Annotated in this window: 17 protein-coding genes; 9 read left to right on the top strand and 8 right to left on the bottom strand. The window is 65.3% G+C overall.

Features of this window, described 5'->3' with window-relative positions:
- Positions 1-12: 12 nt before the first annotated feature.
- Together G6N51_RS10230 and G6N51_RS10225 are read right to left on the bottom strand one after the other, a co-directional pair.
- Positions 13-645 carry a TetR/AcrR family transcriptional regulator gene (locus tag G6N51_RS10230; protein ID WP_083168939.1) on the bottom strand — a complete coding sequence of 211 codons (633 nt, stop codon included), beginning with the start codon at positions 643-645 and terminating at the stop codon, positions 13-15.
- Positions 646-699: 54 nt separating this feature from the next.
- The gene (locus tag G6N51_RS10225) at positions 700-1,824 is read right to left on the bottom strand and encodes an NAD(P)H-dependent amine dehydrogenase family protein (RefSeq protein ID WP_083168941.1); all 1,125 of its coding nucleotides are present in this window, start codon (positions 1,822-1,824) and stop codon (positions 700-702) included.
- 121 nt (positions 1,825-1,945) lie between these two features.
- Here G6N51_RS10225 and G6N51_RS10220 point away from each other — a divergent pair, with 121 nt between their 5' ends.
- A complete protein-coding gene (locus G6N51_RS10220; RefSeq protein WP_083169234.1) occupies positions 1,946-3,091 on the top strand; it encodes an ABC transporter substrate-binding protein in 1,146 nt (381 codons plus the stop codon).
- Here G6N51_RS10220 and G6N51_RS10215 read toward each other — a convergent pair.
- Positions 3,083-4,141 (bottom strand): NAD(P)H-dependent amine dehydrogenase family protein, encoded by a 1,059-nt coding sequence (locus G6N51_RS10215; RefSeq protein ID WP_083168944.1) that lies wholly within the window; start codon positions 4,139-4,141, stop codon positions 3,083-3,085. The genes G6N51_RS10220 and G6N51_RS10215 overlap by 9 nt on opposite strands.
- A 126-nt stretch (positions 4,142-4,267) precedes the next feature.
- On the opposite strand from G6N51_RS10215, the gene G6N51_RS10210 reads away from it, so the two are divergent.
- Genes G6N51_RS10210 through G6N51_RS10200 form a run of 3 tightly spaced genes read left to right on the top strand, consistent with a single transcriptional unit; the run spans position 4,268 to position 7,548 of the window.
- Entirely contained in the window at positions 4,268-5,506 is a 1,239-nt protein-coding gene (locus G6N51_RS10210) for a cytochrome P450 (protein WP_083168947.1), read from the top strand.
- Positions 5,507-5,521: 15 nt separating this feature from the next.
- Entirely contained in the window at positions 5,522-6,604 is a 1,083-nt protein-coding gene (locus G6N51_RS10205; RefSeq protein WP_167528580.1) for an NAD(P)H-dependent amine dehydrogenase family protein, read from the top strand.
- Positions 6,605-6,636: 32 nt separating this feature from the next.
- Positions 6,637-7,548, top strand: a complete 912-nt coding sequence (locus G6N51_RS10200) for an SDR family NAD(P)-dependent oxidoreductase (RefSeq protein WP_158086179.1) — start codon at positions 6,637-6,639, stop codon at positions 7,546-7,548.
- Between the two features lie 60 nt (positions 7,549-7,608).
- Here the strand turns inward: G6N51_RS10200 and G6N51_RS10195 are convergent, their stop codons facing one another.
- The 3 genes from G6N51_RS10195 to G6N51_RS10185 all read right to left on the bottom strand — a co-directional run bounded on the left by G6N51_RS10195 (position 7,609) and on the right by G6N51_RS10185 (position 10,344).
- Entirely contained in the window at positions 7,609-8,646 is a 1,038-nt protein-coding gene (locus tag G6N51_RS10195; protein ID WP_083169240.1) for a dihydrodipicolinate reductase, read from the bottom strand.
- A gap of 105 nt (positions 8,647-8,751) precedes the next feature.
- The gene (locus G6N51_RS10190) at positions 8,752-9,555 is read right to left on the bottom strand and encodes an SDR family NAD(P)-dependent oxidoreductase (RefSeq protein WP_083168953.1); all 804 of its coding nucleotides are present in this window, start codon (positions 9,553-9,555) and stop codon (positions 8,752-8,754) included.
- 30 nt (positions 9,556-9,585) lie between these two features.
- Positions 9,586-10,344 carry an SDR family oxidoreductase gene (locus tag G6N51_RS10185; RefSeq protein WP_083168956.1) on the bottom strand — a complete coding sequence of 253 codons (759 nt, stop codon included), beginning with the start codon at positions 10,342-10,344 and terminating at the stop codon, positions 9,586-9,588.
- 121 nt (positions 10,345-10,465) lie between these two features.
- Here G6N51_RS10185 and G6N51_RS10180 point away from each other — a divergent pair, with 121 nt between their 5' ends.
- From G6N51_RS10180 to G6N51_RS10165, 4 genes are all read left to right on the top strand, one after another.
- Complete coding sequence (locus G6N51_RS10180; RefSeq protein ID WP_083168959.1) at positions 10,466-11,308, top strand: SDR family NAD(P)-dependent oxidoreductase; 843 nt, start codon at positions 10,466-10,468, stop codon at positions 11,306-11,308.
- Between the two features lie 99 nt (positions 11,309-11,407).
- A complete protein-coding gene (locus G6N51_RS10175; protein WP_083168962.1) occupies positions 11,408-12,472 on the top strand; it encodes a spirocyclase AveC family protein in 1,065 nt (354 codons plus the stop codon).
- 29 nt (positions 12,473-12,501) lie between these two features.
- Entirely contained in the window at positions 12,502-12,837 is a 336-nt protein-coding gene (locus G6N51_RS10170; RefSeq protein ID WP_232078319.1) for a hypothetical protein, read from the top strand.
- Positions 12,834-13,595 (top strand): alpha/beta fold hydrolase, encoded by a 762-nt coding sequence (locus tag G6N51_RS10165; RefSeq protein WP_083168965.1) that lies wholly within the window; start codon positions 12,834-12,836, stop codon positions 13,593-13,595. The genes G6N51_RS10170 and G6N51_RS10165 overlap by 4 nt, the downstream gene beginning before the upstream one ends.
- Here G6N51_RS10165 and G6N51_RS10160 read toward each other — a convergent pair.
- Complete coding sequence (locus tag G6N51_RS10160; protein ID WP_083169242.1) at positions 13,530-14,342, bottom strand: mycofactocin-coupled SDR family oxidoreductase; 813 nt, start codon at positions 14,340-14,342, stop codon at positions 13,530-13,532. The genes G6N51_RS10165 and G6N51_RS10160 overlap by 66 nt on opposite strands.
- A gap of 143 nt (positions 14,343-14,485) precedes the next feature.
- Between G6N51_RS10160 and G6N51_RS10155 the strand changes: the two genes are divergently transcribed.
- Entirely contained in the window at positions 14,486-15,268 is a 783-nt protein-coding gene (locus G6N51_RS10155) for an SDR family NAD(P)-dependent oxidoreductase (protein ID WP_083168967.1), read from the top strand.
- On the opposite strand, the gene G6N51_RS10150 is transcribed toward G6N51_RS10155, so the two are convergent.
- On the bottom strand, positions 15,265-16,344 hold the full coding sequence (locus G6N51_RS10150) for an NAD(P)H-dependent amine dehydrogenase family protein (RefSeq protein WP_083168970.1): 1,080 nt from the start codon (positions 16,342-16,344) through the stop codon (positions 15,265-15,267). The two genes, G6N51_RS10155 and G6N51_RS10150, sit on opposite strands and share 4 nt — an antisense overlap.
- Positions 16,345-16,349: the final 5 nt, after the last annotated feature.

Below are 16,349 nucleotides of genomic sequence, written 5' to 3'. Positions count from 1 at the left end.
CGGCTTCAACGCTCAGCGCCGCAGCGTCGTGTGCGGCTCGGCGGCAAACGAGAGCAGTAGCCGGTCCAGGATCTTGGCGGCCCGGCGACGCGCGCTCCTTGGGTTTGCGGAGTGCGCGACGAGGAGCGAGGCCTCCTCGAGCGCGGCGACCAGCATGTGCGTCAGTTCCCCGACGGGTTGATCGTCGATGGTGCCCTCGGCGATCGCCTCGCGGATCACCTCGTTGATCAGGGCGATGCTGTTGCCATTCTGGATTTCGCGCAGGGTCTGCCAGCCCAGCACCACCGGTCCGTCGACAAGTATCACCCGCTGCACCGCGGGTTCCATTGCGGCTTCAAGGAATCCGTGCAATCCACGCGTGAGCCGTTCCCAGGCGTCCGCGCCCGGCGGGGGAGCGGCAATGGACCGGAGGGTGAGATCGTTTTCGACATCTTCGAATACCGCTCGAAAGAGCTCGGCTTTGTCCTTGAAGTGGTGGTAGAAGGCGCCGCGCGTCCCGACACCCGACCTCGTCACGATGTCGCTGATGCTCGTGTTGAAGAACCCGTGTTCAACGAACAGCTCGCGACCCGCGTCGATCAGGTCGCGACGGGTCTGCTCGCCCCGGGCGCGTCGATCCTCGTCCGCCCCGCCACGCTTCGCCATGCCGACGATCGTAGCAACCTTCAGTTTGAATGTTGAGCGTCGGGACGGGCTGCCTCAGCGCACGATCCCGCGAACCGTCATGAGTCCAAGATCGGCGTGCGACTTGAAACCCGGCGGCGCATCGCAAATGGCGGGGATGGAGTTCACGGGCTCCATCGCGGTCCATGCGTAGCCGATGTAACCGGGCTTCGCGTGCTCGCGCGCCTGCGGGCTGCCGCGCAGGATGAGCTCGGTGCCGGGGTCACCGTCGATCACCACGCGGTAGTGGTAATACGGTTCCCAATCGGGCCTCGGGTCGATGGCGTCGTGCTCGATGAACGAGTAGAGCTCGTGCAAGGTGATGAACGGCCTGCCGTCCACCCACGCCGTCCAGAGGTGATGTTGGGATGCGACGGTGCCCGTCTTGATCACACCTCGCAGGCCGGGCATGTCCATGTCCGCAGTGCCCTCATACGGGATGTCGCGGGTGGCCAGGCCCAGTTCGACATCTGTCGTGAACTTGTCGACACTCTTGCCCAAGCCTTCGACCACCATCGTCAGCGATTGCGCGAACAACGACCATGCATCTTGAAAGAGATTGCCCTTGGCGAACTGATCCGGTGTCTTTCCGAATCCCATCTCGTCCAAGTACTTCAGCGTGTCCTTGTTGAAGTTCACCGCCTCGTATATGTGGATGTGGTCGGTCTTGCCGACGATCCGGGCCAGCGTCAGGACGAGCAGGTCCGCCGCGTAGCCGGGGTGGATGCCGCCTCCGTGGAACGACGTTCCACCGTCTTGGCACGCCGCCTCGATTTTGTCGATGTCGGCGCTGTTGGTTTCCGTCCGATGCCACCAGGCCCCACCCGAGGCGACGACGCTCTTTCCGCCGCGCAGCAGTCGGCAGATCTCGTCGACGTCCGACCAGAGCGGCGCGTAGAACACGCAGTCTGCGTCAAGGGCCTCCAGGGCGGCCTTGTCCGTGGTTGCGAGCACGCCGATCGGCCCCACCCCGACCAGTTCTCCCGCATCCCTGCCAACTTTCTCCGGGCGGTTGCAGAGCACTCCGACCACCTCATAGAGGGGGTTGTGGGCGAAGTGGCGCAGCGCCAAGGTCCCGACATTGCCCATGCCCCACTGGATCACGCGATATTTCTTCTCGGCCGCGGACACGCTCGATTCCAGTGGTGATGCGAGCGTCATGGTGTCCCCTTCGCGTGAGGCCAGACGGGAGCGAGCACTCCGGAAGCCGAATATGCAGTTTCGCGAATCATTGTTTCCGTACGGTGGCGATTACACAACCTTCATCCGGTATGTTGCCGCTATGGCAGACGACGGCGTTCGCGCGTACGGTTCGGTCGCTCCCCTGAAAGTCGGCTTGCTCAATGACTATCCGACTTCCGGCGACACGGACAACGACAGCATCGACGCCCTGCGGCTGGTGATGGATGAAGCGGTGTCCTCCGGGCTGATCGACCGGCCGATCGAACTCGTCACCCGAAACGTGGTGGGCTTGCCGAACGGCACCTACCTCGCGGTCGAACGCGCCTTCGACGAGCTGGTCGCGGAGGGATGTCTGGCCATCTACGGGCCGTGGGTATCGGACAACGTGGTGCCGCTGCGCTCCCGTGTCGAGGCCACGGCTCGCGTTCCGATCGTCACCCTGTCGGGGTCCGAGGGTGCGCTCGGAGAGTGGTGCTTTGCGCTGAACAACGGCTCGATGGCCGAGGAGCCGGTGATGCTGGCGGCGGTGATGATCGGGGACGGGCGGTCGAGGATCGCGATCGCCTATGAGTCGTCACTGATCGGAAAGGAATACCTCGCCTTCGCCGAACGAGCCTACGACGCCGCCGGCTTGAAGGTCGTTGCGACCGTGGCAATTCCGCAGGTGGAGGCCGACAAGGCCAACGCGGTCGCCGCGCTGAGTGCGTCGGAGCCCGACGCGTTGGTGCACGTCGGGTTCGGGCATGGCCTGTGGGGGTTCACGGACGCGCTGCTGGCCGCCGGCTGGGATCCCCCGCGGTACACGACGACGGCCTTTGAAATGGCGCACATCAACGCGGAATGGAGGCAGCAGTTGTCCGGCTGGATCGGCCTGGACAGCTACGACGAGCGCAACACCGTCGGTCAGGCCTTCCTGGACCGCTTTGAAGCCAGATACGGTCGTCGGCCCGCGCACTCCATGCCCGGGCTGTCGCACGACGCGGCGACCGTGATCGTGCGCGGCCTCGCGGCGGCACGCCCGCTCACCGGGGAGGGAGTGAAGAACGGGATCGAGCAGGTCAAGCTGATCCCGTCGGCCAGCGGCGCTCCCGGAACGTTCCTGCGGTTCGGCCGGTTCATCCGGCAGGGCTGGATGGGATCGGACTATCTCATTGCCCGCAGGGTGCTGCCGGACGGCAGTGCGCATGTCTTCCACGCGGCGCCCAGCGACCACATTGCCCGGGCGGTCGCGCGCGCCTCACGCTAGTTGGATCGCGCCGAATACCGGCGCGGTCACGATGCCGGGCGGTTGGGCAAGCACATACGGAATCGCGCGAACCGCGCCCATCGCGATCATCAGGTGGCCCGGCATGGCGTGCTGACCGGGTTGCGCCGAGCCGTCGAATCCCACGTCGAGCTGGAGTTCGAAGCTCGGCTCGCCTTTGATGACCGCGCGGATGAGGGGCGCCTTCTCGCCGGGCGCCAGCGGCGCCATGCCCCACTGGGGGAGGTCGCGGGTGAGGACCCACTCCTCGTGAATGGCCAGCAGCGGACGGCCCGACCAGTGCCCGACCCAGGAAAACCTCTGCCCGACAACCGTTCCCGCCTCGATAGTGCCGGCGGGTACCTCGATGTCGTGCGGCAGGGTGGTGGCGTCGACCGCCACGTCGATGTGCGACAGGGTGATCCCGAGGACGTCGGCCGTGGCGTTGAGCGCTTGGCGGTACGCCATATCGAGCTTCTTGATGATCGGGGAATCGATACTGACGTCTTCCGGCGGTCTCCCCATGCCCATGAGGTCGACCAGCATCGGCCGGCTGTCCACGGCCGAAACGTCAGTGGCCTCATAGAGGTCGATCCGGTCGATAGTCTTGCTCAGCCCCGTCACCGTGGCGACCAGTCGCTCGAACATGAACCCGGGGTTCTCGCCGGCAGCATGGAAACGCGACTCACCTTGTCGGCACGCCTCGACGAACGCGGACTCGGTTTCCGCCCCGTAGGTCGGCAAATGGTTATACGACGTCGTAGTGATGACGGTGCTCCCCGCCGCGAGTAGGCGGCAGATGTCCTCGGCGTTCGTTTCGATGACGTGTGCCTTGCTGGCCGTGTGCACGACGACGTCGGCGCCCAGCGCGACGATCGCGTCCTTGTCCGCCGTCGCGATCACGCCGGTCGTCGGCGGGAGACCACACAGCGCGCCCGCATCGAGCCCTGTCTTCGCCGGGTCGTAGACCAGGACCCCCACCAGTTGATAACGGGGATTCTCGATAAGCTCTCGGAGCGCGGCCCGGCCCACAGCGCCGGTCGCCCACTGCACGACTCGAATAACCAATCGAACGCTCCAGGTTGCGGTTTCGCGATGTAAGCCTTCTGGTTCATTCAACCTACATCATGTAGGTTTGCAACCGACAATATGTAGGTTGACGGGCTTATGAGGTGGCACGTGGCGGAGCCGAAGGTTGACGACGACATCGAGCAGCGCATCCGCGAGGCGCAGGAGAAGTTCAACGCCGGGATGGGCGCCGACGGCGACGCGACCCCGTACCCGCTGCTGCGCGAATTGCGGCAAAAGGCGCCCGTTCACCCGGGCTGGCCGGAGATGGGCGTTCCGTGTGACGGACCCGGCGGCAAGCAGACGTTCACGGCGTACTCGTTCGACGCCGTCAAGGCCGTGTTCACCGACAACGTCACGTTCAGCACCCGCATCTACGAGGATATGGTGCGCCCGTTGCAGGGTCCGACGATTCTGGAGATGCAGGAACCCGAGCACGCGACATACCGCAGGTTGCACGAATTCGCCTTCGCGAAGTCCTCGATGAAACGCTGGGACACCGAACTCGTCGGGCCGCTGGTCGATCGGACGATCGCGAGGATCCGCGACGACAAGCGTGCCGATCTGGTGGCCGCGGTGTTCATGCCGATCCCGGTCCGGATCATCGCGGCCCTTCTCGGGTTGCCCGAGTCCGACATCGGGGAGTTTCACCGGCTGGCCATCGACCTGCTGGGCTTTCGCGCCGACATGGAGACCGCCATGAAGGCGTCGGCGGAGATGAAGGAGTACTTCATCGGCGTGCTGGCCGACCGGCGCAAGTCGCCGAAGGACGACATGGTGACGATCCTGTCGCGGGCCGAGATCGACGGCGTCAAAATGTCGGACGAGCAAATCTACGGATTCATGCGCAATCTCCTGCCCGCCGGAGCGGAGACCACGTCGCGATCGACAGCGAGCCTCGCGCTGGCCCTGTTGACCCACACCGACCAACTCGACGCGGTTCGCGCCGACCGCACCCTGTTGCCCCAGGCGATCGAGGAGGGCATCCGGTGGGAGACGCCGCTGCTGAATTTCATCCGGGAGGTCACTACTGACACCGAGTTCTTCGGGCTCGACATCCCGAGGGGATCGACGATGATGGTGAACCTGGGCAGCGCCAATCACGACGAGACGCGCTGGCCGGACCCCGAAACCTTCAATATCTTCCGGGAACGCAAGCCGCACATCGGGTTTGGCCACGGTGCGCACTTGTGCCTGGGGATGCATCTGGCCCGGTTGGAGAGCACCAAGTTCTTCAACGCGCTCTTCGACGAATTGCCGGGGCTGCGGCTCGACCCCGACGCCCCGCCCCCCTATGTGAGCGGCACGATGTTCCGTTCACCGCCCCGTCTCGACGTGGTCTGGGATTGAACGGACCCGACTGACATGACTCGCGTGATCCAATGGGCGACCGGGGTGACCGGAATGATGGCGCTGCGCCATGTCCTGGGCCGCCCCGACCTGGAACTCGTCGCGGTGCGCGTCTACGACCCGGCGAAAGCCGGCGTCGATGCGGGCGCCCTGTGCGGGGCCTCCGAAACGGGGGTGCTCGCTTGCGCCGATCGGGATGCCGTGATCGGCACCGATGCCGATGTGGTGCTCTACATGGGCAAGGTGGAAACCGACACGCCCGGCTGCTTCGCCGACGTCTGCGATCTTTTGGCGTCGGGCAAGAACGTGGTGGCCACCGGTAGCCGGTTCGTGCATCCCCGCTCGCTGCACGAATCGCTGGCCGACGCAATCGAGAAGGCCTGTCGTGCGGGCGATTCGTCATTCCTTGGGCTCGGCCTCTACCCGGGCTTCGTCGGCGAGTCGCTGGTGCCCATTCTGTCCCGCCTCACCGAGCGCACCGACCGGATCAACGTACGGGAGGTGCTGAACTACTCGACCTACGCCAGCCACGACCTGATCTTCAACGCGATGGGCTTCGGGCATGCGCCGGACGACACCACCCCGCTGCTGACGAACACCGACTACGCGGCAAGCGCGTGGATCGGCAGCGCGACAATCCTGGCGCAGGCCCTCGGGCTCGAGATTCGGTCCGTCGAGGGGTTCCGCGAAGTCGCCACAACACCGCGACCCCTGACGGTGGCGGCTGGAGAGATCCCCGCGGGCACGGTCGGGGCGATGCGCTTCGGCGTCGAGGTCGACTGCGGTGACACCACCCTCGCCGTGGAGCATCTCACCAGGATGGCCGACGACCTGGCGCCCGAATGGCCGACGGAGATCGGCTATCAGGTGGTCTTCGAGGGCAAGCCCAACATGAGTCTTCATCTCGTGATCGGCTCGCATGAGGAGGATCACGCCGAGCAAGGTTGCCTGGCCACCGCCATGCACGCCGTCAACGCCATCCCGGCCGTGGTCGCGGCCGAGCCTGGGCTCTACGACCTTTCGACGATCACCCCGTTCGTCGCCCACTGGACCGAGCGCGGTGCCGCGTCCGCCGCGTCGCTGCGTGCGGAAGGCTGAAATTGGTCTCGTTCACCGATCGAGTCGTCCTGGTGACCGGCGGTGCCCGCGGCCTCGGCGAGGCGTATTGCCATGAAATGGCCCGTCGCGGAGCCGCCTTGGTGGTCCACGACAACGGCGCCGAAACCGACGGAAGTGGAAGCGACCCGAAACCGGCTAATGACGTCGCCGCCGCGATCTGCGCCGCGGGGGGACGGGCGGTGGCGTGCGCCTCGGACGCCAGCGCCGAACAAGGGGGGCAGGACGCCGTCGACCTGGCCGTCAGCGAATTCGGACGATTGGACGCGATCGTCGCCAACGCCGGCATCATCCACGACGACGCGTTGCCGGACTGGCCGACCGAACGCTTCGAGGCGCTGCTGCGGCACCACGTGTTGGCCGCATTTCACGTCATCCGACCGGGTTTCGCGGTGATGCGGGACGCCGGATACGGCCGACTGGTGTTCGTTTCCTCCGCAGCGGGGGTTTTCGGGCAGCCGGGCTTGACCGGATACGCCACGGCCAAGACGGGGATGCTCGGGTTGATGAACGTCGCGGCGCTCGAGGGCGCGGCGCACGGCATACACGCCAACGCCATCATGCCGATGGGCGACACGCGAATGGCCATGGCACTGATGGGGGAGGCCGGCCGCACGGCCGATGCTCGGGCCTTCCTGCAGACGCTGCGGCTCGATCAAGTGGCACCGGTCGTTGCCTACCTGGCCAGTGAGAGCTGCACCCTGACACAAAAGGTCCTGAGCGCTTTCCGTGGACGGGTGGCCGCGTTGCAGATCGGTGTGACCCGTGGCTGGTTCGCCGCCGATGGTGCCTTCGACGCCGAGGACGTGGCGGCCAATCTCGACCGTATCCTCGACCCATCAGATATCTTGGTGCCCGGCAGTATCTTCGATGAAATGGAGTATGTTTTCGCGGCGGCTCCTTCTGAGTCGCAGCCGAATTCCTGACCGAACCGATGCCTTGGCGCAATGATCTTTGGTGTGCGGCTGCGCCGGGCCAGCCCGATGTCAATCCTTGATGACTATGGGCCCGTCACCGAAACCGGTGTAACTGCGTATCAGCGGCAGGTCCGCCATGGTGGCGAAACCCGCGGGGGCGGCACATATCGCCGGTATGGCGTTGACGACCTGTAGCGCAACCGCGACAAGACCCGCTCGGACGTGTTCGGCGACCGACGCCGGCCGCGAGTAGCTGGCCAGGCAGAAGAAGTGCACGCGCATGGACGGGTCGCCTTCGAGCGTGAGGGTCCAGCCGTCATCCGGTGTGGGCCAGTGCTCCGGATACTCGCCGCCGACCGTCCATAGTGTCTCGAATTCGATGATCGGCTCGCCGCGACGATTCCCCACGAAGTTCCACCGCTGACCGGCTGTCGTGCCGGCGCGAACCCGGTGGTCGAAGATCTCGAAGTCCTTGGTGGCGGGCACTGCGTCAACAGTGACCGTGACATCGTCAATGGCAGCGTTCAACGTGTCGGCGATGAACCAGGTCTGCTGGGTGAACAGGGCGGAGTTGAATGTCAGGAACTCGTTGGCCGTCGGGGTGATGTCCTCGGTCGGTCGTCCGAACCACATTCCGTCGAAGGTTATTTCGGTGCTCTCCCAGAGCGACCAGTCCGCGCGCTCCTGCAGACTGAACCTCTCAATCGAGCGACTCATACCCGACAGCGCGAGCGGCAACACACCAGATAGGTTGCCCGGGTTGAGGCCGCTCGCGTGGATCGTGCTGTTGCCCTTGCGGCAGGCCGCCAGCAGCCGTCGACGGTCCGCATCGCCGATGCGCTGGGGGTGGAAAAGGAACGAGACGGTCGCAACGTTCTTGCCGCTCTCCAGTAGCGCGCACACGTCGTCGAGACTGGTGAACGACGGCGCGTAGAGCACGAGGTCGGCCTCCATCGCGAGAATGTCCGCGACATCGGTGGTTGCGTTGACGCCGACTGGGTTCCGGCCCACCAGCGTCCCGACGTCGATGCCGTTCTTTGAATCGGAGTAGACCCGCGCTCCGACCAGCTGGAGGTCGGCCCGGTAGTCGAGGATGGTCTTGATCATCTCGGTCCCCACGGCACCGGTTGCCCACTGGATGACTCGAAGACGCCGGGAACTTGCGGTCAATGTCTCAACTCCATTCAGAGCCGGATGGATGGGCGAGGAGGGTCAGATGAAGTCCGATCCGCCGTCGACGTTGACGGTCGCACCCGTCACATAGCCGTTGCGTCGCGACGCCAGATATGTGGTGATGGAGGCGATCTCCTCGGGTAGCCCGGCGCGACCGATATCGCACGGATGGCCGTAGGTCTTCTCGACCCACCTCATCACGTCCTTCGGATCCGACGAGTCGAGCCCATCCGCGGCAAGCGCATCCCGCAGGACCTCGGTAAAGCTCGCCGTCACAATGGTTCCCGGACAGACGCAGTTCACAAGAATTCCTTCGGCTCCAAGGCTTTTCGACAAGTTCTTGGTGAAGCTGGACAGCGCCGACTTCGCTGCCGTGTAGGCGACCAGCCGCAAGCTCTGTCGTTGGATGGAGTGCGCGGAGAGGGTGACGATTCGGGCCCACTCGGCTGGTCGCAGCATCGGCAGCGCGGCCCGCACGGATCGCACCGCGGACAGGGTGCCGAGATCGAATGCAGCGCGCCAGTCGTCGTCGTCCAGGTCGTCGAACGCGCCCGCGTTCGGACCCACGGTGTGCACCAGGACGTTCAGGGTGTCCCACGCATGACCAATGCAGGCAAAGCCCGACGCGATGGAATCGGCATCGGACATGTCGACGCTGATGGTGAGTACTTCGGGTGCCCCCGCGGCGCGGATTCGCCTCGCGGCCGAGTCCAGCGCCGTCCGACCGCGCGCCATGATAGCCACGGAGGCGCCTTCCGCCCCGAGACTCTCGGCGATCGCCAGCCCCATCCCCTTGCTGCCGCCGGTCACGACCGCCGTTGCGCCCTCGAAACCAAGATCCATTCAGTCATCCACCCTTCGCGGTTCGTAGTGTCACCGAGTCTTGGTGATCCGCGGCGCAAGATGCACGATCTCGCTGACGACGGTGGGGTTTGCGCGTGAAATTGCGATCAGGGACAGCATCGCGTTGGCGACGTCGTTCACCGTGGACATCTCGTCGGGAATCTGGCCGGCCCGCGCCCAGGCCCGGTATAGATCGGCCAGCAAATCGCGGTCGGCGCCGCGCAGGATCTCGGTGTCACAGGTCGGGCCAACGCTAACCCGGATCACGGCCAGTTCGGGATGCTCGGCCCGCCAGGATCGCAAGATCTCGTCGAGCGCGGCCTTGCTGGCGTGGTAGGCGGCCACGCCGACGCGGGGGCGGCCTACATCATGGCTGGACGCGACGACGACCGTGGCGTCATCGGTCAAGTGGGGGAGGGCCGCCCGAAGCACGTGGGAGGCACCGACGGCATTGACTGCGTAGGAATGCAGCCAGGTCTCCACATCGGTGTCTTCGATCAGCACGAAGGGCACCACGGCGCTGGTGAACACCACCGCGTCGAGCTTGCCCAGGTTCGCGGCGACCTCGGCGACGACGGCCTCCACGGCCCGCGGGTCCGAAACGTCCAATTCATGGGCCGATCCGTGCAGCCGATCGGCCAGGTCCGACAGCAGCTCCACCCGCCGTGCGGCGAGCGCGACGTGAGCCCCCCGGGAGTGGGCGGCGATCGCCAGCGCCTGTCCAATGCCGGAGGACGCCCCGATGATCAGCATCCGCGTCCCCGCGATGTTGGAGTGCCGGTCGCTCATAGCCCGCTTTCCTCTGGCCGAATCCGTAACTGAAGGTTAGCCGCTATTCTCGCATGCGAGAATCAGGATTCTCGTCGCGGCCGGATCATTTGTGCCTCGGCGGCGCAAAACAGGAGGCGGAATGATCGACTTCAACGACAAGGTGGTGCTCGTCACCGGCGGTGGCGCGGGCATCGGGCGCGCCACCGCGACGGCCTTTGCCGGCCTGGGTGCGTCGGTCGTCGTACTCGAGGTCGACGAGGTGCGGTCGCAGGACCTGCGCAGCGAACTCGGCGATCGGGGGCTCGTGGTCACCGGCGATGCGACCGTAGCGGCCGACGTGTCGGCGCTCGCCGATGCCATCGGCAGCCGCTACGGGCGCCTCGACGCGCTGGTGAACAACGTCGGTCACTTCATGACGCGGCCGACACCTTTCGAGCGGCTCACCGACGAGCAGATCGACGACATATATCGGATGAACCTCAAGCACATCTTTCTGGTCAGCCGGGCCATGCTGCCGCTGCTGCGTGCCGCCGCCGGCGGCGCGAGCATCACGAACGTCTCGTCGATCGAGGGCTTCCGGGGTATACCGCACTTCGCGGTATACGGAGCCTTCAAGGCGGCGGTGACCGGCTTTACCATGAGCCTCGCCCTCGAGCTAGGCCCGGAGGGCATCCGGGTGAATGCCGTGGCGCCGGAAACCACGGATAGCGCCCAGGTCCCGCTGGACCGCATGATCCACCAATCACAGCGGCACAATATTCCGCGCTGGATTCCGCTGGGCCGCTTCGGAACCCCGCAGGACATCGCGGGCTGCATCTTGTTTCTCGCGAGCCCGCTGGCGGCATGGGTGTCGGGGACTGTGGTGCACGCCGACGGCGGTGCGTTGGCCGCCGCGGGGTGGTATCGCGACGACCGTGGCGCGTGGACGAACATGCCCGTCATCAAGGGCAACAGCGCAACACCCGCCGAGGCGGCGGGCTGAAGTTGGATCAACTCGTCCCGAAGTCTTTTTGTCGCTGTCGATAACGCATATTCTCATGAGGCCGGGCTGTAGAAGTTGAAAGGAACGTCGGGGTTTGGCATGACGGACGTCGTGGACACCAGCCCCGATTCCGGGTCCTCTCGGCCCGTTCGGGTCGGCGTTTCTTCGCCGCTGTCCCGCGCGGGATGGGCGTTGTTCATAGCCGGGTACGTGGTATTCGCGATCGTGACCGTCGCGACGATGCAATCGGGTACGCACGGGGATCCGCGCAGCACCAACCCACACCCGGGGCCGGCACCGTATCCGCCGTTCCTCGGGTTCGACGACTGGCCGCTGGTGGTCGCCCTGAGCTCCGTCCCGATGGCCATCGGGCTGATCGCCACGCTGGTGTGGCTCTCGGTGAGGCAACACGACGTGCATTGGACGGTGGTGATCGCGTTCGCGGGGCTGATCACCGGCGCCCTGGACCCGCTGGCCAACTGGGCGACGTTCGCGATCTTCGACCCCCGGATGTTGCACTTCCCGCTGTCATGGCCGTACGTGAACATCTCGCCGAACCTCGAACCCGCGCTGTCGTTCCTCGGGGGTTATGCCGCGTACTACCTGCTGACCGGCCTGGGGATTCTGCAGCTGCACAATCGATTCCTCGAACCCCTGATTCGGCCCACGAGTTGGCTGGCGCGCCATCGGCTTGCCGCGGTCTTTGTCGGCTCGTTCGTCATCGCCCTACCTCTCAACGGAGTCGTCCAGTTCACCTGGATGAGGTTCGGCATCTTCTACTACACCGAGGCGGTCGGGCCGACGTTGCAGATCGGCCATATTCATTTCCCGCTCATCATGGCGGTGTATGACTCGTTCATCTTCGCGATGGTCGCCGTGATGTGCGTCCGGGACCAGGCAGGCGAGCTGGTGCTCATCAACCGGATCGCCCGGCGGCTGCCGGCACCACCCGGCCGCGACAAGCTGACGCTGACGCGACGGCTCCTCGTGTCGGCCTCGGTGGGCCTCGTATCCTTCGCCGTACCGCTGGTGATACTGGCGGGGCTGCGGACCGCGGGACTGTCCAAGCCTGCGTACGAGCAGAACCCGTATCCGAATATCAAGGTCTATGACCCATACGGGCATCTGGAGAAGGCGGGCAAACCGGGGCCTTTCTACAAGTGAGCCACCTCAGACGTCCGAAGGGAGCGGGGATGACTGATCATGCCGTCGGTCGCTACCGTGTCGTCCACATCGGCACGGGCCCCACGGGCACAGAGGCGCTGCGGGCCACGATCTTGGACCCTGCACTGGATCTCATCGGGGTACATGTCTCAACGCCGAGCAAAGTCGGAACTGACGCGGGCCGCCTCGGCGGACTGGGAGATGTTGGCGTGGTGGCGACGAACGTCATCGCGGAAGTCATTGCGCTGAAACCCGATTGTGTGTCCCACTGCGCGACAGCGGTCCGTCGCGAAGACGACGCAATCGCGGATATGCCCCTGGCCGGGCCCGAGATCGTCACGCGGCTCTCGCGGATTCAACGATGACGCTGTTCGCCCTGCTGCACGGGGGGCTGCACTACGGCTCGTGCTGGGACTCGGTTGCCGTGGAACTCGCGCGGCGAGGTCATCGTGTGGTGGCGCCGGATTTGCCGGTCGACACCGACTCGGCGGGTGCGCTGGAATGGGCGCGCGTGGCGATCGATGCGATCGAGGGGGCCCGGGTCGGGTGCGCGTCCGCCCAATTCGTCGAGGATGTCGTCGTTGTGGCGCACTCACTCTCCGGCCTGTGTGCGCCCGTCGTCGCCACGCTGCACCCGGTGCGACGTCTGGTCTTCGTCGGCGGCCTCCTGCCCGTGCCCGGACAGTCGTTCGCCGACCATCTGGCCGCCAATCCCGATGCGATCGCCTTTCCGGAGCCGACAGAACACGGTTCCGGACCGTTCGGTCTCGGCTGGGAGTCGGTGCGGGATGGGTTTTACCATGATTGCCCGGAATCCCTGGCGCGCCGGGCTTTCGAAGAACTGCGACACCAATCCTTCACCGTGTTCACCGAACGATGCCCGATCGACCGCTGGCCCGACACGCCCTCGACCTACGTGCTCATGCGCGACGACCGCGCGGTGGGAGAGTCCTGGGCCCGGCGCAATGCGGCCGGCCGCATCGGCGCCCGGGTCATTGAGTTAGACGGCGGACACTCGCCGTTTTTCGCCCGACCGGCCGAACTGAGCGCCGTCCTGCTAAGCCTGAGCGACGCCGACATCGACGGAAATCGCCGCGGCCGTGACGAACCTCGACTCGTCTGAGGCCAGCCACGCAACGGCGTTGGCGACATCCTCCGGCATCGTCACCGCGTTGGGGATGAGTTGCTTGCTGAAGCCGTACTGAGGATGCGAATAGGACTCCGCCGCCTCCTGCATCGCTTCGATCATCCGCCCGCTACCCATGGGTGTCGCGACCGATCCGGGATGGAGGCTGTTCACCCGGATGTCGTAGCGGCCGAGTTCGACGGCGAAGGATTTGGCGAGCCCTGTGACGCCGTGTTTGCTCGCCGTATAGGCCACCATGAAGGGCTCCATCTTTACCCCCGCCACCGATCCGATCAGAATGATCGATCCGCCACGTCCACCGGCGATGATGTGCTTCGCGCCGGCCATGACCGTGTTCCAGGTCCCGACCAGGTTGATGTTGATGGTGTCCTGAAAATCGCTGGGGGAGACCCGGTCCCAGGGAGCCGGACAACATATGCCGGCATTGGCGACGATCACGTCGAGTCTGCCGAGTTCGGCAACAGCCTTGTCGACGGCGGCGCAGAGGGCGTCATGGTCACGGGTGTCGACTATCGCCGTGACGGCGCGCCTGTCGTTTGCCACCACAAGGTCGGCAGTTTGCGCCAGATCCTCGGGAGTGGCCGAGTCGTAGGGGACGCTTGGCGGCAGCGGGCCGGCGATGTCGACGAGGATGGTGTCGGCGCCGTCGGCGCTCAACCTCGCGGCGTGCGCTCGGCCCTGACCGCGGGCGGCACCGGTGATAAGTACAACCTTGCCGGTCATGCTGGCCACACCGGTACGCTACACCACGCCTGGCCACTGAGAACAATATCTATCGTTTTCTGAGAACGACTGTTCTGGGGTGGTAATGTCGGCGCCTTAGTCGCCTGCTCGCGCTACGGGCTGGACGAAGAGGGAAAGGTCGCATGGGAGTACTCGATGGTCAGACCGCGTTCATCCTGGGTGCATCGGCGGGGATCGCGCAAGCGAGTGCCCGACTCCTAGCCGCGGATGGCGCCGCGCTGTATCTCCTCGGCAGATCGACCAAGCGCCTTGACGCGACACGAGACGGCATCCTCGCCGTCGTTCCGCAGGCCGAAATTGTGCTACAGCAGGGCGATCCGGAAGACGAAGCCACCGTCGCGAGCGCCGCGCAGGCGGCCTACGACGTCAAAGGCCGGCTGGACATCATCGTGGGCACTGTGGCCACCGGCGGCACCGGACCACTGACTGGGCTCGATCTCGAGACCTTCACCAACTTCGTGATGGGCAATCTGCGGTCGAACTTTTTGGCGCTGCGCTACTCGGCACCGCTGATGACGAACGGTGGGTCGATCGTGTTCATCTCCTCGACGTCGTCGAAGATCCCGATGGAGGGTCTGGGGCACTACTCGGCGGGCAAGGCCGCACTCGAGATGATGATCCGGGTCGCTGCATCGGAATTGGGACCCAAGGGAATTCGTGTCAACGCCGTCCGGCCGGGCCTGACCGAGGCGGCCACCACCCAGGGCTACATCCACCTGGAAGAGCTGACCAGCAGCTTCCTCGAACGCGTCCCGTTGGGCCGCCTCGGGGTGTCTGACGATATCGCCCCGGGCGTCCGTTACCTGGCAGGACCTGAGTCGAGTTGGATGACGGGGCAGAGCTTTGCGATCGACGGCGGCAACGAGGTAAGGGGCGCTCCCCGCGGCCCGATGTTCACCGTTTAGCTCACATCCACCGCGTTGCGCGGCGCGGTGATCGGCAGGTCCAACGACGTCGCGATGCCCGGTGCCGCATCGATGACGTAAGGGATGGCGTTGACCACCCGCATCGCCGTCGCCTCCATCGCATCGTCGTTCGCTGACTGAGCGGTCGGTTCGGTACCGAACCGAAGATCGCAGTGGATGTGGGGCTCGCCCTCGATGACGATGCGGTAGGTGCCGTGCGGTGCCGACGCCCACTCGGGTGCCAGATCGGGCGCCATGCGGTTGATGTGTTCGATGGTGATCACAGGTTGGCCGTTGACGATTCCAGTGGTCTCGGCCCGCACCGCGCCACACGTGCCTGCCGGGATCAATCCACATGCCACGTGCAGATCACGCGGGGTGATCACGCGCTCGTAGCTCTCGGTGACCTCGTCGAGCTCAACCCCTAATGCGCGCGCCACCAGACCGATCGGTGGTCCCCAGGCAAACTGTTGTGCACCTTCCAGCTCGAGCAGCGGCGTGAAGTCGAGCGGGCGGCCGAAGCCCATGGCGTCGAACATCAGGTACTCGTTGGGATAGGCCGAGTAGTCGAAGATCTCTTGTGCCCGGACGGTGCGGATGGTGTTGGATAAGGTCGACAGCAACACCGCGAACTGATCGCCCGCGAACCCCGGTTCGATACCCGAGGTGTATATCGTGGCTCCACCGGCCAGCGCCGCACCACGCACCTGGTCGGCCAGGTCGGGGATCCATCTGTCCGGAAACATCATTCCCGGTGTGTTGGTGGTGACCACATTGATGCCGGCTTTCAGAAATCGGACATAGTCGCGAACCGCGGCCGCATCCATTTCTTCGCTCGCGGCCGCGTAGACGACGCAGTCGGGCTTGAGCTTGATGATGTCGTCCAGATCGGCGGTGGTCGTCACACCGATAGGGCCCAGCCCGACAACGTCGCCGGCATCGCGACCCGTCTTTTCGGGGCTGTGCACCCATACACCGACCAGATCGAGGTGTGCACGTCGGTGGATGGCCCGCAACGCGATGCTTCCGACCCCGCCCGTCGATATTACGGCGACGCGTAAAACCTTCTCTGCCATGCTGG

This window comes from Mycobacterium paraseoulense (assembly GCF_010731655.1).
In the GTDB taxonomy this organism is placed as follows: domain Bacteria; phylum Actinomycetota; class Actinomycetes; order Mycobacteriales; family Mycobacteriaceae; genus Mycobacterium; species Mycobacterium paraseoulense.
This window is presented reverse-complemented; position numbering and strand designations above follow the sequence as displayed.

Coding starts and splice junctions, on each gene's coding strand:
- G6N51_RS10230 (WP_083168939.1), bottom strand. CDS start 645: ATGGCGAAGCGTGGCGGGGCGGACGAGGATCGACGCGCCCGGGGCGAG.
- G6N51_RS10225 (WP_083168941.1), bottom strand. CDS start 1,824: ATGACGCTCGCATCACCACTGGAATCGAGCGTGTCCGCGGCCGAGAAG.
- G6N51_RS10220 (WP_083169234.1), top strand. CDS start 1,946: ATGGCAGACGACGGCGTTCGCGCGTACGGTTCGGTCGCTCCCCTGAAA.
- G6N51_RS10205 (WP_167528580.1), top strand. CDS start 5,522: ATGACTCGCGTGATCCAATGGGCGACCGGGGTGACCGGAATGATGGCG.
- G6N51_RS10195 (WP_083169240.1), bottom strand. CDS start 8,646: ATGATCAAGACCATCCTCGACTACCGGGCCGACCTCCAGCTGGTCGGA.
- G6N51_RS10190 (WP_083168953.1), bottom strand. CDS start 9,555: ATGGATCTTGGTTTCGAGGGCGCAACGGCGGTCGTGACCGGCGGCAGC.
- G6N51_RS10185 (WP_083168956.1), bottom strand. CDS start 10,344: ATGAGCGACCGGCACTCCAACATCGCGGGGACGCGGATGCTGATCATC.
- G6N51_RS10180 (WP_083168959.1), top strand. CDS start 10,466: ATGATCGACTTCAACGACAAGGTGGTGCTCGTCACCGGCGGTGGCGCG.
- G6N51_RS10175 (WP_083168962.1), top strand. CDS start 11,408: ATGACGGACGTCGTGGACACCAGCCCCGATTCCGGGTCCTCTCGGCCC.
- G6N51_RS10170 (WP_232078319.1), top strand. CDS start 12,502: ATGACTGATCATGCCGTCGGTCGCTACCGTGTCGTCCACATCGGCACG.
- G6N51_RS10165 (WP_083168965.1), top strand. CDS start 12,834: ATGACGCTGTTCGCCCTGCTGCACGGGGGGCTGCACTACGGCTCGTGC.
- G6N51_RS10160 (WP_083169242.1), bottom strand. CDS start 14,342: ATGACCGGCAAGGTTGTACTTATCACCGGTGCCGCCCGCGGTCAGGGC.
- G6N51_RS10155 (WP_083168967.1), top strand. CDS start 14,486: ATGGGAGTACTCGATGGTCAGACCGCGTTCATCCTGGGTGCATCGGCG.
- G6N51_RS10150 (WP_083168970.1), bottom strand. CDS start 16,344: ATGGCAGAGAAGGTTTTACGCGTCGCCGTAATATCGACGGGCGGGGTC.